Origin of the sequence: Bradyrhizobium xenonodulans, from assembly GCF_027594865.1 — a bacterium.
Classification (GTDB): domain Bacteria; phylum Pseudomonadota; class Alphaproteobacteria; order Rhizobiales; family Xanthobacteraceae; genus Bradyrhizobium; species Bradyrhizobium xenonodulans.
The window spans coordinates 3474761-3487192 of the sequence record NZ_CP089391.1 but is presented as its reverse complement, the minus strand read 5'-3'; the positions used below and the strand labels follow the sequence as shown (position 1 = coordinate 3487192).

14 protein-coding genes are annotated in these 12432 nt (G+C 62.3%); 5 read left to right on the top strand and 9 right to left on the bottom strand.

The window, feature by feature from the left end; all coding sequences use genetic code 11:
* Window positions 1-104 precede the first annotated feature (104 nt).
* The 3 genes from I3J27_RS16110 to I3J27_RS16100 all read right to left on the bottom strand — a co-directional run bounded on the left by I3J27_RS16110 (window position 105) and on the right by I3J27_RS16100 (window position 4349).
* Window positions 105-1364, bottom strand: coding sequence for a serine hydrolase domain-containing protein (locus I3J27_RS16110; protein ID WP_270171123.1), 1260 nt, complete (start codon window positions 1362-1364; stop codon window positions 105-107).
* 275 nt (window positions 1365-1639) lie between these two features.
* Complete coding sequence (locus I3J27_RS16105) at window positions 1640-3853, bottom strand: hypothetical protein (protein WP_270171121.1); 2214 nt, start codon at window positions 3851-3853, stop codon at window positions 1640-1642.
* Between the two features lie 199 nt (window positions 3854-4052).
* Window positions 4053-4349, bottom strand: a complete 297-nt coding sequence (locus I3J27_RS16100) for a hypothetical protein (protein ID WP_270171115.1) — start codon at window positions 4347-4349, stop codon at window positions 4053-4055.
* A 431-nt stretch (window positions 4350-4780) separates the two neighbouring features.
* Between I3J27_RS16100 and I3J27_RS16095 the strand changes: the two genes are divergently transcribed.
* Window positions 4781-5263 (top strand): DUF3592 domain-containing protein, encoded by a 483-nt coding sequence (locus tag I3J27_RS16095; protein WP_270171113.1) that lies wholly within the window; start codon window positions 4781-4783, stop codon window positions 5261-5263.
* Window positions 5264-5296: 33 nt separating this feature from the next.
* Here the strand turns inward: I3J27_RS16095 and I3J27_RS16090 are convergent, their stop codons facing one another.
* Window positions 5297-5701 carry an MAPEG family protein gene (locus I3J27_RS16090; RefSeq protein ID WP_270171111.1) on the bottom strand — a complete coding sequence of 135 codons (405 nt, stop codon included), beginning with the start codon at window positions 5699-5701 and terminating at the stop codon, window positions 5297-5299.
* A gap of 201 nt (window positions 5702-5902) precedes the next feature.
* Here I3J27_RS16090 and I3J27_RS16085 point away from each other — a divergent pair, with 201 nt between their 5' ends.
* Window positions 5903-6382 (top strand): SMI1/KNR4 family protein, encoded by a 480-nt coding sequence (locus tag I3J27_RS16085; protein ID WP_270171109.1) that lies wholly within the window; start codon window positions 5903-5905, stop codon window positions 6380-6382.
* A 63-nt stretch (window positions 6383-6445) separates the two neighbouring features.
* Window positions 6446-6793, top strand: a complete 348-nt coding sequence (locus tag I3J27_RS16080) for an Asp23/Gls24 family envelope stress response protein (protein ID WP_270171107.1) — start codon at window positions 6446-6448, stop codon at window positions 6791-6793.
* 97 nt (window positions 6794-6890) lie between these two features.
* Here I3J27_RS16080 and I3J27_RS16075 read toward each other — a convergent pair whose 3' ends face one another.
* A complete protein-coding gene (locus I3J27_RS16075) occupies window positions 6891-7463 on the bottom strand; it encodes a suppressor of fused domain protein (RefSeq protein WP_270171105.1) in 573 nt (190 codons plus the stop codon).
* A gap of 168 nt (window positions 7464-7631) precedes the next feature.
* Window positions 7632-8528 (bottom strand): LysR family transcriptional regulator, encoded by an 897-nt coding sequence (locus I3J27_RS16070; RefSeq protein WP_270171103.1) that lies wholly within the window; start codon window positions 8526-8528, stop codon window positions 7632-7634.
* A gap of 290 nt (window positions 8529-8818) precedes the next feature.
* Between I3J27_RS16070 and I3J27_RS16065 the strand changes: the two genes are divergently transcribed.
* Together I3J27_RS16065 and I3J27_RS16060 are read left to right on the top strand one after the other, a co-directional pair.
* Entirely contained in the window at window positions 8819-9553 is a 735-nt protein-coding gene (locus tag I3J27_RS16065) for an SDR family NAD(P)-dependent oxidoreductase (protein WP_270171101.1), read from the top strand.
* A 39-nt stretch (window positions 9554-9592) separates the two neighbouring features.
* Window positions 9593-10195: an NADPH-dependent F420 reductase gene (locus I3J27_RS16060; RefSeq protein ID WP_270171099.1), complete on the top strand. Its 603-nt coding sequence runs from the start codon at window positions 9593-9595 to the stop codon at window positions 10193-10195.
* Window positions 10196-10326: 131 nt separating this feature from the next.
* On the opposite strand, the gene I3J27_RS16055 is transcribed toward I3J27_RS16060, so the two are convergent.
* From I3J27_RS16055 to I3J27_RS16045, 3 genes are all read right to left on the bottom strand, one after another.
* Entirely contained in the window at window positions 10327-11118 is a 792-nt protein-coding gene (locus I3J27_RS16055; protein WP_270171097.1) for a hypothetical protein, read from the bottom strand.
* Between the two features lie 7 nt (window positions 11119-11125).
* Window positions 11126-11578, bottom strand: coding sequence for a hypothetical protein (locus I3J27_RS16050; RefSeq protein ID WP_270171095.1), 453 nt, complete (start codon window positions 11576-11578; stop codon window positions 11126-11128).
* 68 nt (window positions 11579-11646) lie between these two features.
* On the bottom strand, window positions 11647-12381 hold the full coding sequence (locus I3J27_RS16045) for a hypothetical protein (RefSeq protein ID WP_270171093.1): 735 nt from the start codon (window positions 12379-12381) through the stop codon (window positions 11647-11649).
* Between the last annotated feature and the right edge of the window lie 51 nt (window positions 12382-12432).

Here is a 12432-nt window from a genome sequence, read left to right as displayed (position 1 = left end):
ATGAAGGAACGCGTAGGATGGGTAGAGCGAAGCGAAACCCATCGGGTTCTTTGTGACGAGTGATGATCGGTTTCGCTTCCGCTCTACCCATCCTACAAGCTGCCCTACCCGCCCGCCATCAGCGCCTTCGCCAGCGCCATGTAGGCCGGCAGCGTGACGGGGTCGTTGGCGGCGTTGCCCGCGGCGGGGTGCGATGCGTAGCGCGCGATCACCATCTCGGCTTTGGGATCGATGTAAATGCCCTGCCCGTGCACGCCGCGCGCCATGTAGGCGCCGTGCGCGTTGTGCGTGACCCACCATTGATTGCGATAGGACGCACCGGGCAGCGTGGTGTAGCCGGCCGGCTTGAACTTTTCGGGATCGCCGCCGCGCGCGATGTCCCGGACGACGGTTTCAGGCACGATCTGACGGCCGTTGAACCGGCCGTGATTGCGCATGGTCTCGCCGAAGCGGGCGAGATCGCGAAGCGTGGTCGACAGGCCGCCGCCGCCGCTCTCGGTGCCGATGCGGTCGACGTGATAATGCGCGTCCTCCTCCGCGCCCATCGGCTGCCAGATGCGCTCGGAGAGCAGGTCCGACAGCGTCATGCCGCTGGCGCGCCTGATGATCCAGGCCAGCACGTCAGTGTTGACGGTCTTGTAGGCAAACGCCCTGCCGTGCTCGCCCTGCTTCTTCTGCGCGACGAGGAAATCGAAAATGGTGGTCGGGCCGTCATAATCGGGCGGGATCGGCGCCATGCCGTTGGCGCGACGCAGGCCCCACACGGCGGAATTCCTGTCGGTGTAGACTTCGGTGTATGCGAGCCCGGTGGTCATATCCATGACCTCGTGCACGCGCGCATCCCCGAACGCACCCGCCTTCAGCTCCGGCACGTAGTCCGTCACAGGCGCCTGCGGATCGATCTTGCCGTCCGCAACCAGCATGCCGGCAAGCACGCCTGTGAAGGACTTCGTCACCGACATCGCAATATGCGGCTTGTGCGGTTTCAATGCGCCGAAATAGCGCTCATAGATCAGCTTGCCCCGATGCAGCACCGCGATGCCGTCGGTATAGGTCTCCTCCAGCATTGTCGCGAACGTCATGGGGCGCCCGTCCATCGTGGTCGAGGCGACCCCGCCGATGTCGTGGTCCTCGCGCGGCAGCGGAGACGCAGGCCCCGCCCCGCGCCAGACGTTTACGGTCGGCACCAGCTGGCGGATGTTGCTCCAGGCCCAGCGGAGTTCAGGGAAGCTGCGGAACGAGCCGTCCTGGAAGCTGACGATGCGGTCGGGCGCCGGCGGGAAACCCTTCATCCAGCCAAGCGCTTCAGGGTCGGTCTCGGTGGCGGTTGCGGGGGCTTGGCTGGCAGCGGTCGCGACGGACATGAAGGCAGGCTCCGGAGGTGACGATGTGGCTGGCCTATCATGGGAGCGCGCAGCCCACATCCCGCGTTTGCGCCGGGGTGCCGTGCGGTGTTCCCCGATGACGGCCCCGCGCCGGTTCTGAACGGCGCAGCGTGCTTCACCCGCGCCAGGCCGGCGCGACAAATGTGGACGTTTCATATTGCCGTCGTTCCGCCGGTGGCGGCGACGGCGCGCACAAGCGACATCATCGCAAGGTACGGCCGTCTACCCGACACCGGCGGTCTTCGCCGAAGCGGCTACCCTTTTCGTCCCGTGCGCTTCTTCGCCTTCGCGGCGCGCTTGCGTCCCGGCGCCGCGGCGCGCGCCGGTCCGCGCAGCGCGCGGCCGCCGGTGTCGGCGGTCAGTTCAGGGCGCAGCCGCGCGAGCTTGGCGCGGTCCGGCAGCATGTCCGCAAAGCCGTCGATCGCGCGCGGCGCGGCCGCGCCGTCGCCGGCTTCAGCCATCGCGGCCCGCGCGCCGGCTGGCGCCGCGGTCTGGCTGAGTGCCTGCAAGCGCCGGCATGCCTCACCGAGGTGATAGGCCTCGCCGCCGAGTGCGACCCATTTGCCGACCTCGGGATGCAGCACGAGATTGGCCGAATGGTTGTCGGCAGAGCTGGTCGGATAGTCGACGAACACGTCGATGCCCGACTGCACGCCGACCATCACGCCCTGCGCCGACCACGACACCGCGACGTCGACGCGGTAGCGGCCCGGTTTCTCGAAGGCAAAGCCCGCCGTGCTCCAGAACACTTTTGCCGACGCCGTGACGGTCTTGCCCGGCTCCAGCTCGCCCAGCTTCGCGTGCTCGCACAGGATCACGAAAGGCCTGACCGGACACTCGCGCCCCTCGCCGTCGGTGACGGTGATCGATGCGAACAGGGCCTCGATGCTGACGTCGTTCGGCGCGCGCAGCGACACGCCGCTCTTGTTCGTCATCGTCCACGTCAGATCCAGCGGCTGGCCGAGCGCCACACGGTCTGTCGCGGCCGTCACCGTCAGCGCGAGCTCGGAAGGCTCGAAGTCGTGACGGTCGGCGGCCTGCGGCGCACCGGTCGGGAACCAGCTTGCGAACGGCCATCCGCCCGGACGAATGACCGGATCCGGCATGTGGTTCAGGTGATGACGGACGTTGGTGTTGTGCGCGAGCTTGATCTGATCCGGAAACACGCCTGGCTCGCCGCTCGCGGGACCGCCGAGCACGTCGGCCACGCTCGGCGTCGTGGTCATGATCGAGTTGTCGGCCGCCGTTTCCTGCTCCTGATGGATCTGGTTCAGCGTATGCGTCAGCTCGTGGGTCGCACTGCGCAGGAACGCACGCGGCACGTCGCGCTGCTTCTTGTTGGCGGCGAGGCCGAAGTTGGAGGAGTCCGCGACGGGGTAACCGTCATCGGAGAAGCTGGCGCAGCCCTCGCGGGGCACGCCGATCTGGTCGTACATGATGCCGCGCGAGCAGCCGAGTTTTGCAGGCACGACGATCATGTGCACGCGCCATTCGGTGTCGAGATTGGTCGCGGGATTGCGCACGCTGGTCATCAGCGCGTGCAGATCCGCCGAGCTCCAGCAATTGGTCGGCGTCACGCCCGATGGCACCGGGACGTTGAGCTGGTCCTGCACGACCGTCAACTGCCAGCCGGTCTTGGCGAAGACCGTGTCGAAGAACTCCGTGCCGCCGGCGCCATCCGGCACCGGTGCAGGCCTGACCGCACCGACCAGCGTGTCGATCTCCAGCGTGCAACGGCGGAAGAATCTCGACACCCAGGCGAGCGTGATGCTGCCCTTGTCCACGCCGCCCTCGAACAGCCGGCCCTGGTAGAACGGCCCGCCGGTCAGCGAGAACGGAAACGGCGCCGGCACTTTCGCAAGCTTGAGCGTCACGGTGCGCGACGGCGTCGCCGGGAATGAGCCCTTGAACTGGCCGGCCGGCGGCTGCGTGTAATTGAACTGCTCGGCCGTGATCGTCAGCTCGCATTTCTTCGGAAACGGGACCGCCACCGGCGCCGACACGCTGGTCACCCTGAGATAGGAATGATAGCGCGCGCGGGGAAAGATGGGGATCCTCGGCCTGAGAATCGGAGACGGAATGATGGGGTTATCGAGCGCGCTGAGCGAACCGGCCAGGCTCGTCAGTCCCGATTCCCCCGCCGCTTCGTCTTCGTCCGCATCACCCACGGGCAGCACCGGCAGGACCGGCGTGATCGGACCGATCACAGGCCGCTTCGAGTAGAGATCGCCGCTGACGATCAGATGATCGGCGCCACCGTCGGGCGCCGAGCGATCGACGCGCAGCGTGCCTTCGAACGACACGAAGCCGGCCGTCGGCTTGAAGTTGATCTGGTAGCAGCCTTCGCGGAAGTCGAGCTTGCACAGCCTGAACGGCGGAATGGGCTGGAGATCGGTCGAGGCCGGCTGATCGCCGGCATCGTCATCGCTGAAGCTGATCTGCCGCGACAGCGGCACAAGCGGCTTCATGGCCGGCTCGACCGATGCCGCAGTCATCTTCGATAGGCTTGCGCTCGATCCATGCTCTGAACAATTGCACATGTCGTCTTCTCCATCGTTGAAAATATGGAGGCGATCGACGTGAGCAGCGGGCTCATTGGCGATTGAACCGAGTTTTCTTGTTGGCCAGGGCGTAAGAAACGGCGTGAAAAATCCAGCGTGCGAAATCCTACGCGCGCCGATAAGTCACAAGACAGCCCTCTGAATCCGTGAACTCAAATCGGTCGGCCTCGCGTGAAATGTGATACGTCACAAGTTCATCAGTCGCCGTCCCGACGACGAGCGTGTTGGAGTCTTCGAGACGGTAGATTCCCGCGTCCCACCACACCATGCCCTGCCCTTCACCGCGCATGCCGCGGTAAGTGCCGGTCGAGAATGTGATGGTGGCGGGATATTTGTCCGCACACGCGGCCGCCGTGGTTTTGGTCCACGTACCAACCATGCCCTGTCCGTGTTTGTCAGCCATAGTGTCTCCATAGCTCTCATCGACCGGCGCGATCGGCCGGTCGATGGCTATTTCAACATGTCGTTCTGGCGTGTGCAGCTCATTTCAAGCCGATGTGGTGTCAATTCACCACATACAATCACAACAGGTACTTTGTCGCATGATTGATGTGAGCGTGCGTGTGAAGGGTTTCACACGAAGGTGCGACAATTGAGCGCCGGGGTTTGAGGGAAATGAAATGCCCGCAGCGAAGCAGCTCAGTCGGCAGGCTCGGCGCCTTACCCATCCGACGCGCTGACAAGTGAATGCCAGATATCGCTGCATCGGCGGGCTCGTCGTCACCTGTCCTTAACCGAATGCTGCAAGACGATTGGCGCGCAAGCCGCAATTGAGCTAGACCGATTGACGACGGACGGCGGAAGTCGTTCCACCCTGAAGGTTGAAGACCGACCTTGCAGCAGATCTGGAATCATTTCTGGATGAATGTATCCGCCCTGTTCGAGGCGGTGCTGACGCCGTTCCAGGCTCTCGCGCGACTGGTCGGGTTCAATCCGTCGGTCCCACAGACCTACTTCTTCCTGGTCGCCGCGGGCTTTGCGACCCTGTTGTTCATCCACCTCTATGGCGATCTCGTCATCCTGCGCAGAGGCCGCCGCGCGGCCGGCACGGTCGTCGGCATCGATCCCGGTGACGATTCTCCCGATCGGCCGATCATCCGCTTCAAGGATGCATCCGGCCGCGAATTCACCTTTACCTCGGACCTCAACTGCAACGACACCACGCGCAGGCTCGGCGCGAAGGTCGAGGTGGACTACGATCCGGCAAAACCGAGCCGGGCGCGCGAAGCCGGCCGTCCCGTGGCAAAGCTCCTCTACCTCGCGGTCCTGGCCTTCATCACCGGACTTCCGCTGAGCGCAATTTTCATCGTCAAATGAGCGGTTCGCTGCGCTGTCGCCATCCTGCGGGATTCAGTGTTGCAGGAAAGGCGCGGCCAGAACTGCGAGCATGCCGAAGGAAGCGACGTTCCAGAACAGCGAGCGGACGAGCGGTATGCCGGAGACATACAGCGCGGTGTAAGCGATACGCCCGCCGAGATAAGCGATCGATCCCCAATGGGTCAGCTCATTGTGGACGCCGGCCGTCTGAGCAACGAGGACCGCCGCGACGAAGAACGGAAACGTCTCCATGTAGTTTCGGAAGTTGCGGTTGATGCGCCCGGGGATGGGCTTGAGCGGAGGCATCTCGACGTCGCGCGGGCTTGCAGCCCAATTGAGGCCGTACTGCGCGTTCGCGGCCTGCGCGGCGGCGACCAGCTGAAGGAAGCCCCAAATGGTTGCGGCTGCCAACATCATCAGTTCGAAGCTCATGTCCATCCTGCGGCTTCTTCCATAAAAGTGCGGCCGGTTTGCAGCACACCGCACGGCCCGCCGATTTGCACGCCAGGCGATGCCCGGCCTCCTCGCAGACAGCGCGCATCCTACGCGCTACGATTGCAAGCGCCTACGTCCAAGCGCTAGACTGTCGGAACCTCGGGACTCACGAGGACCGGCATTGCCTTTCAAGCTGACGTGCGGATGAACTACCTTCCTTTGCTCAAAGTGACCCATCCGCCGGCTTCAGCCCAGGACATCGCCCGTGTTGAGGCGGCCCTGGGTGCCAGGCTCCCCGAGTCCTTCAAGGCGCTTCTGGCCCAGAGCGACGGCGGTGAGTTCAGCATCGACGGCGTTCGGATCAAGACCCAGAACGACGTCACGATTCTCGATCGCATCCTGTCCGTCCGGGGCACCGCGACATCGGGCATCCTCCAGCAATACGAGATGCGGCGGTCGATGGATCGCATTCCTGTCAGATGCTGCCCGATCGGACGCGACCCCGGCGGCAATCTGTTCATTCTGAGCCTCGAGCCGGCATCCTACGGCCGGGTCTATTTCTGGGACCACGACAACGAACCGCATGATGGTGGCGATGATCTCGCCGACTTCCCGAACATGCACGAGCTGGCGCCGGACTTCGAGCGTTTCGTCCTCGACCTCGAGGACTTCAATCGTGGCTGATGCACTCGCCGGCCATCCGGGCCGCGGCCTCAAGGAAATCCCACTCTCAAACGGAATCAAAGCATGCATGCAACTCTATCGATCGTCGTCCTGGCCGCCGAGCTTCTCATCAGCGCGTTGGGCGCTTTCGTTTCAATTGCCGCGCTCGGCTTCGCAGGAGAGGTCACGCGATCCAAGGATCTGACCGCCTTCGGCTGGATCCTGGGGGCGCTCTACTTCGTTGTCGCCTTCACGCCCCTCGTCGCAACCGCATGGGTGGCCTACAGAAGGTTTGTTTCAGACCGGGAATTTCCCGTGCTCGAAATCATCTCGTCGCCATACCTGGTCCCCGTGGTGCTGTGGGTTGGCGCAGCGATCTTCTGCATTGGGCTGCTGGCGTTTCAAAACGGTGCGGGATTGGCTCCGCGGTAGAGCGACGCGAAGCGACACTCATCGGGCCGAAGTCCCTCATCATCCTATTCCAGACGAGGTGTGGCGCAGGCGTCCACGAGATGGCGGCGATCAAGGTTCAAAGCGCGCTGGGACGATCGATGTCGAAGACGTCGATCTGTCGTTCCTCGAACAGATCCTCCAGCGCCTCGGACCCGTTCGCCAGCGCGTAGTCCCGCTCGGCGTCGGAAATAGGCAGCACCTGCAGCCAGGCGACGGACTTGGCCGGGAAGGACTGCGCTTCCAGCTCCCACGAGAACGGAGAGACGAGCATGGCGTGCTTCATGTCGCGCCCTTCGCCATATAGTTCCAGGACTCGCGGAATGACGACGCCGGGCAAGGGTGTGATCTCGTTCTTCTTGATGCTGAAAGCGCAGGTCGCGATCATATTGGCGCCCTCGGCGCATTCCGTCGCCAGAGCCAGCAGGATCTCGACGCCCAGGGCCTTGTCGCCGGACGTCAGCCCTGTCTTCGCGTCAGAGAGCGCCAGGCTGGCATAGGTGGAAACGCCTCCTGCCGGGACGTCCTTGATGATCATGATGTCGACATCGCTGACGCGGGCGTCATCCCAATATTTGGTAACCGTCGGTGAGCCCTGCGTAACATCTCGCAAATAGCGGGCGAGAGATTTGTTGTCCTCCGAAACCGCCATGTCTCCTCACGTTAAACTCCAAGGTCGTCGGCAGTCATATGTTCACCGCCATGACTTGCGATTATACGATGGTCACTCTGGCCTGTCGTGGAAAAGCGTCGGTGTGCGGGTCAAGGAATGGCTTGCGCGACGTACCCTTGTCCGTGTCGCCTACGCGCTATCATGGCATCAGTCGCGCGATACGGACAGTCCCGCGAGAAGCGGCGCGTACGCGGCGAGCCTGCGGGATACGAACTCGGTGAAGAGCCGCACGCGCTTGGTCTTGCGTGTCTCTCCCTGGGTGAGAAGCCAGAGCGTTCCGTACATGTGCAGCTCGGTGCCCGGCACCCTCACCAGCAGGGGGTCGGCATCTCCGACGAAGCACGGCAGTGTCGTCATCCCGAGCCCTTGCCGCACGGCCACGATCTGCGCCCCGGCGTCCGTGACCCTGAACGGAACCTCCGTGGTGCGAACCTCACCCTCGCTGGCCCAATCCGGAATTCCATGAATGCTGATGACGATCCACCTGACGGGATCGGGCGCGCCCGCACGCCACGCGGTTAGTCGATCGCGGGACGTGTAGACGCCGCCGAACACCTCGGGTCCCTTCACGCCGTGAAGATTGAGCGGCAAGGTCTTGCGGTCGTAGACGACGCGGATCGCGACGTCGGCCTCCCGGTTGGTCAGATTTGCCAGCTCGCCGGACGACAGGATGTCCATCTCGATATCCGGATGCAGACGCGCGAAATCGGCGAAATCAGGCATGAGCAGGTGTGTCGCCAGCGGCGGTGCCAGCGTCACCCGCAGAAGCCCGCGCACGCCCTGGTCGCGGCCGAAGACGCGCGTCTCCAGCTGGTGCGACGACGCTTCCATCTGGTCCGCCAGCTCGAGGACCTCCTCCCCTGCAGCCGTCAAGCGGTAGCCTGACGGCAGCTTCTCGAACATGAGCGCCCCGAGCCGCTCCTCCAGTTGGGCGACGCGTCGCAGCACGGTCGAGTGGTTCACCCCGAGGCGCTCGGCCGCAGCCCGCACCGAGCCTCCACGCGCGACGGCAAGAAAGTAGCGAACGTCATCCCAGTCGATCATGGTGCAATCCAGCACCGCCGGGGTGCGCCTTCCAATGCCCGTGTCCTGCACATCGGACAGCATCTCGTATGTGGGTAGCACGGGCGGCGATCACAGCCCATGCCGGCAAGCACGTCCCAATTCCGAACCGCGGACACCGATCGTCGCGGCAGGCGCCAATTGTCCAGCCGGATCGATTTCGCACCACCGGTGTGCGCGCTTCCGCACTCAACGCCTGACGCCGGCAGACCTATGTCGAGATCCTTCGGGGGCGTCCCCGAACGACCAAAGACGGAGTCTGAAAGGAAGTCATGGGAAAGCTTGAGGGTAAGGTTGCAGTCGTCACGGGTGGATCGAGCGGCATGGCGTTGGCGAGCGCTAGGCTGTTCGTCGAAGAAGGCGCCTATGTCTTCATCACCGGCCGGAGGCAGGAAGCGCTCGACGAGGCCGTCAGGCTGATTGGCCGGAACGTCACCGGCGTGCGCGGCGACGCGGCCAATCTCGAGGACCTCGACCGCCTGTTCGACACGGTGAAGCGGGTCAAGGGCAAGATCGACATCCTGTATGCGAGCGCCGGCACGGGCGAAGCCGTCCCGCTGGGCGAGATTACCGAGCAGCATTTCGATGCAGCCTTCGGCCTGAATACGCGCGGCACGCTGTTCACGGTGCAGAAGGCGTTGCCGCTGTTTCGCGATGGCGGATCGATCTTCATGACCGGGTCGGTTGCTTCGGTGAAAGGTTTTCCCGGTTACGGCGTGTATGCGGCGAGCAAGGCGGCGCTACGCTCATTCGCGCGCACCTGGCTCAACGAACTGAAGGGCCGGAATATCCGGGTGAACGTGCTGAGCCCGGGGCCCATCGCCACACCGATGCAGGACCAGGTTCTCACCGAGGAAGCGAAGCGGATGTTCGAGTCGCTGATCCCGCGGGGAAAGATGGGTCGTCCCGAGGAAATTGCGGCGGTCGCGCTGTTTCTTGCGTCTGACGATTCCAGCTTCGTGAACGGGGTGGAGCTGTCTGTCGACGGCGGCTTCTCGGCCATCTGAGGCCGGACAATCAATATCAACACAAATCGGAGAATGATCATGAGCTATGCGATTGTCGGATTCGGTCCGGTAGGCCAGGCCCTCGCCCGCGCCTTCGCCCGCAAGAACATCGAGGTAACAGTCGCGAGCCGCCGGCCGCCCGAGGCGTTGGCACCGCAGGCGCGGGCGATTGGACCCACGGTCGTCGCCAAATCGCTGCGGGACGCACTCGAGGCCGACACGATCATCCTGGCGGTGCCGTTCGCCGAGAACCGCGAGGTTGCGAAGGCCCTGCCGAGCTGGAAAGGCAAGACGATCATCGACGCGACGAACGCGTATGGCGTTCCCCCTGAAGAGCTGGACGGTCTCACGTCCTCCGCCTTCGTCGCGAAGGCGTTCACCGGCGCCAGCTTCGTGAAAGGCTTCAATCACCTGGCTGCGGCCAAGCTGGCTGCCGATCCCGTCGTCGAGGGCGGCCACCGGGTCGTCTTTCTGTCAAGCGACGACGAGGACGCGATCACTCCCGTGGCGGCCTTGGCCAAACAACTCGGGTTCGCACCCATCAAGCTGGGAAGGCTCAACGACGGCGGCGCGCTGGTGCACGCGCGCGGCCGCATTTGGGGCCCGCTCATCTTCCAGGATTTGTTCAGGAAGGAGCAGTGATCGATCGACGACCGTGTGATTTGACCCGAGAGTAAAATCCCGAAACGTCGAATCAAGGTGACAGTTCGTTCAACTCACAAGCCTCCTTTGGCCCGCGATAGTTAAATGCACTGTCACCGTAACTCCAAAATCTAGAATTCGCTTATCCTAGCAAGGGTACGGCGGAAGCTGGCTAGAAGAACATTGATGGCGGACGTAGCGGCGTAGACGTCGGAAAAGTGCTCAATCGAATAATGCGCAGCGAGCGTTCCCGCGCCGGATTGAAACCCGCCAGCTCTCACAATTCCGAATGTGCCTTTTTGGAAGAAGGAGATGTAGCGCGAACTCTTGTTGCCCCAATTTGTGTTCGTCGCCGTCTCGTATATACGGCAGGACCAAGTTGAAACCGGTTGGGTGACAAGCACTAGGTCATACATCCGAGCAAGAGTCTGCCGGGTTTCGTCAAGTGGACCGAAACCACCCTTATCCTTACATTCGATCGCCACGATTGGGAGCCCGTGAGGATATCCGCCGCCATTATCCCGGATCGCCTCCCCGATGTCAGCCGGGACAACCGACACATCAATCTCGTGTTTCGCGCCGCTGCGCCCCTTCCACTGGACGCTCCCACGCAGTTCGAGTCGGCGGTCCTCGTAGGTCGTGTGTTCCAGAAGGACATAGCTTGGTGCGGTCGGACTAGCGGGCTGAATTCTCGACCGTTGGCTCGGCAAATCAAAAGTCGCGCCCGGCGGCAGTGAACTACCATCGCCGCGGCATAGCGTTACTCGCCAAGCCGGCATTGACTGCCAGACTGTGTGGGCGAGCTTCATCAAGACCCACGCCTCAAGCGCCTTGCCCTCGCCTGTAGGTGTCACGGCGCCGAGATGCGCGGCGCGAAAATCGCGGAGCATCTGCCGCAGTTCGGCTTCGGCAGTAGCGCTCAAGGGCATATCAGGATCCAACCACGTTCGGTGGCTCAATCATTGAAGGAAGGCGCTCCAGCAGGGCCTCGAGCCGGTCGGCGACTGAAGTATCGCCAACATCACGTCGGCTGATAGCTTCGACTTCTACGCGATCCTCGGGGTCGATAAACCTGATCCGCACGCTGTGCTGGTCAGATAATTCGCTGGCTATCCGCTCCGCTTCTGCGAAGGCCCGCACCGGCTGTACCAACCGCATGCGAATGAAGTTCATCGCCTCACGAAGCTGTTCATCCTCCCCGATTGGAGTACGTATGACAACCGTCTCGACATCGACGCGTCCATCGGCATGCTCGTCCGAAGGGATTTCCTTCTCAACTTCGCGCCCTAAACTGATTTCGGTCAAAAGCTCTCCAGCAAGCGCCCCAAAGCCCTCTTCTTCAAGTATGAAAATGATTTGCCGAACTTCCTCTCTAATTGCCATCGTTTCCGCCCTAATTAGTCAGACGAGAGGACCCTTTGATCCGCCAAAAGGCTCAGCAACTCGGTCACTCAAAATAGTTGGGAGGGCACTATGAGGCGCTCTGCTTCCACGTATTGCTCGCCCAGACGAGTAATCCGATAATCTCGCCCGCCAGCAAGATGGGCGTAATCTTTTTTCTCAACAAGACTATTGAGCGTTCGCTGCAAGTTGGCCCGCATCGCCGGGCGTACCCAGCCCCTGATTTCCTCGAACGTGGCGCCTTGATCTCCCCGTTGATAGAGAAGCACCAAACAGTGATCGCTCGCACCCAGATCGGGGTTGAGCACCTTGAGAAAGCCATCAAAATTCTGAACGACAGGCGCAACTCGCTTCACAATCCCTGAGACAATTTCGGACGCCTCATCGGCGGAAACGCTGTGATACAGCCGAATAAATTCGGCTAAAACCCAATCAAGTATACCTACAACAAGGCCTGCATCCTGCAAATTCGGATCGATGCCATCCGCCAAATGCGCGGCATCTCTCTTATTTCTGATGTCGTAAACGAGTCGCAGTGATCGTGGTATGTGCAGCCGTATGGAGTCGTTGAATTTCGAAGCATCTAGATTAGCAAGATCTGATATGATCTTATCGGAGTTGGTCAGCGGCTTATTCAGAGGCGTGAACGCGCCCTTCGTGACCAGCTCCAGGATTCGAAAGGCTGCTTCGCAAAATCGCCCTCCTTCGACTTCGGTGGGGCGCAAATGGTCAAGATAGAAATTTCGTTTCGCTTCAGCATGCGCTTCTAGCAACTCGCGCACCAACTTGGCGTCCAGCTGAAGCGCAAGTTGGTTTTCTATGATGGATCGCACAAG

Excerpts from the sequence above, each read along its gene's own strand:
- I3J27_RS16110 (WP_270171123.1), bottom strand. The coding sequence starts at position 1,364 with ATGTCCGTCGCGACCGCTGCCAGCCAAGCCCCCGCAACCGCCACCGAG.
- I3J27_RS16090 (WP_270171111.1), bottom strand. The coding sequence starts at position 5,701 with ATGGACATGAGCTTCGAACTGATGATGTTGGCAGCCGCAACCATTTGG.
- I3J27_RS16065 (WP_270171101.1), top strand. The coding sequence starts at position 8,819 with ATGGGAAAGCTTGAGGGTAAGGTTGCAGTCGTCACGGGTGGATCGAGC.
- I3J27_RS16060 (WP_270171099.1), top strand. The coding sequence starts at position 9,593 with ATGAGCTATGCGATTGTCGGATTCGGTCCGGTAGGCCAGGCCCTCGCC.
- I3J27_RS16050 (WP_270171095.1), bottom strand. The coding sequence starts at position 11,578 with ATGGCAATTAGAGAGGAAGTTCGGCAAATCATTTTCATACTTGAAGAA.
- I3J27_RS16075 (WP_270171105.1), bottom strand. The coding sequence starts at position 7,463 with ATGGCGGTTTCGGAGGACAACAAATCTCTCGCCCGCTATTTGCGAGAT.
- I3J27_RS16085 (WP_270171109.1), top strand. The coding sequence starts at position 5,903 with ATGAACTACCTTCCTTTGCTCAAAGTGACCCATCCGCCGGCTTCAGCC.
- I3J27_RS16070 (WP_270171103.1), bottom strand. The coding sequence starts at position 8,528 with ATGATCGACTGGGATGACGTTCGCTACTTTCTTGCCGTCGCGCGTGGA.
- I3J27_RS16080 (WP_270171107.1), top strand. The coding sequence starts at position 6,446 with ATGCATGCAACTCTATCGATCGTCGTCCTGGCCGCCGAGCTTCTCATC.
- I3J27_RS16100 (WP_270171115.1), bottom strand. The coding sequence starts at position 4,349 with ATGGCTGACAAACACGGACAGGGCATGGTTGGTACGTGGACCAAAACC.
- I3J27_RS16105 (WP_270171121.1), bottom strand. The coding sequence starts at position 3,853 with ATGAAGCCGCTTGTGCCGCTGTCGCGGCAGATCAGCTTCAGCGATGAC.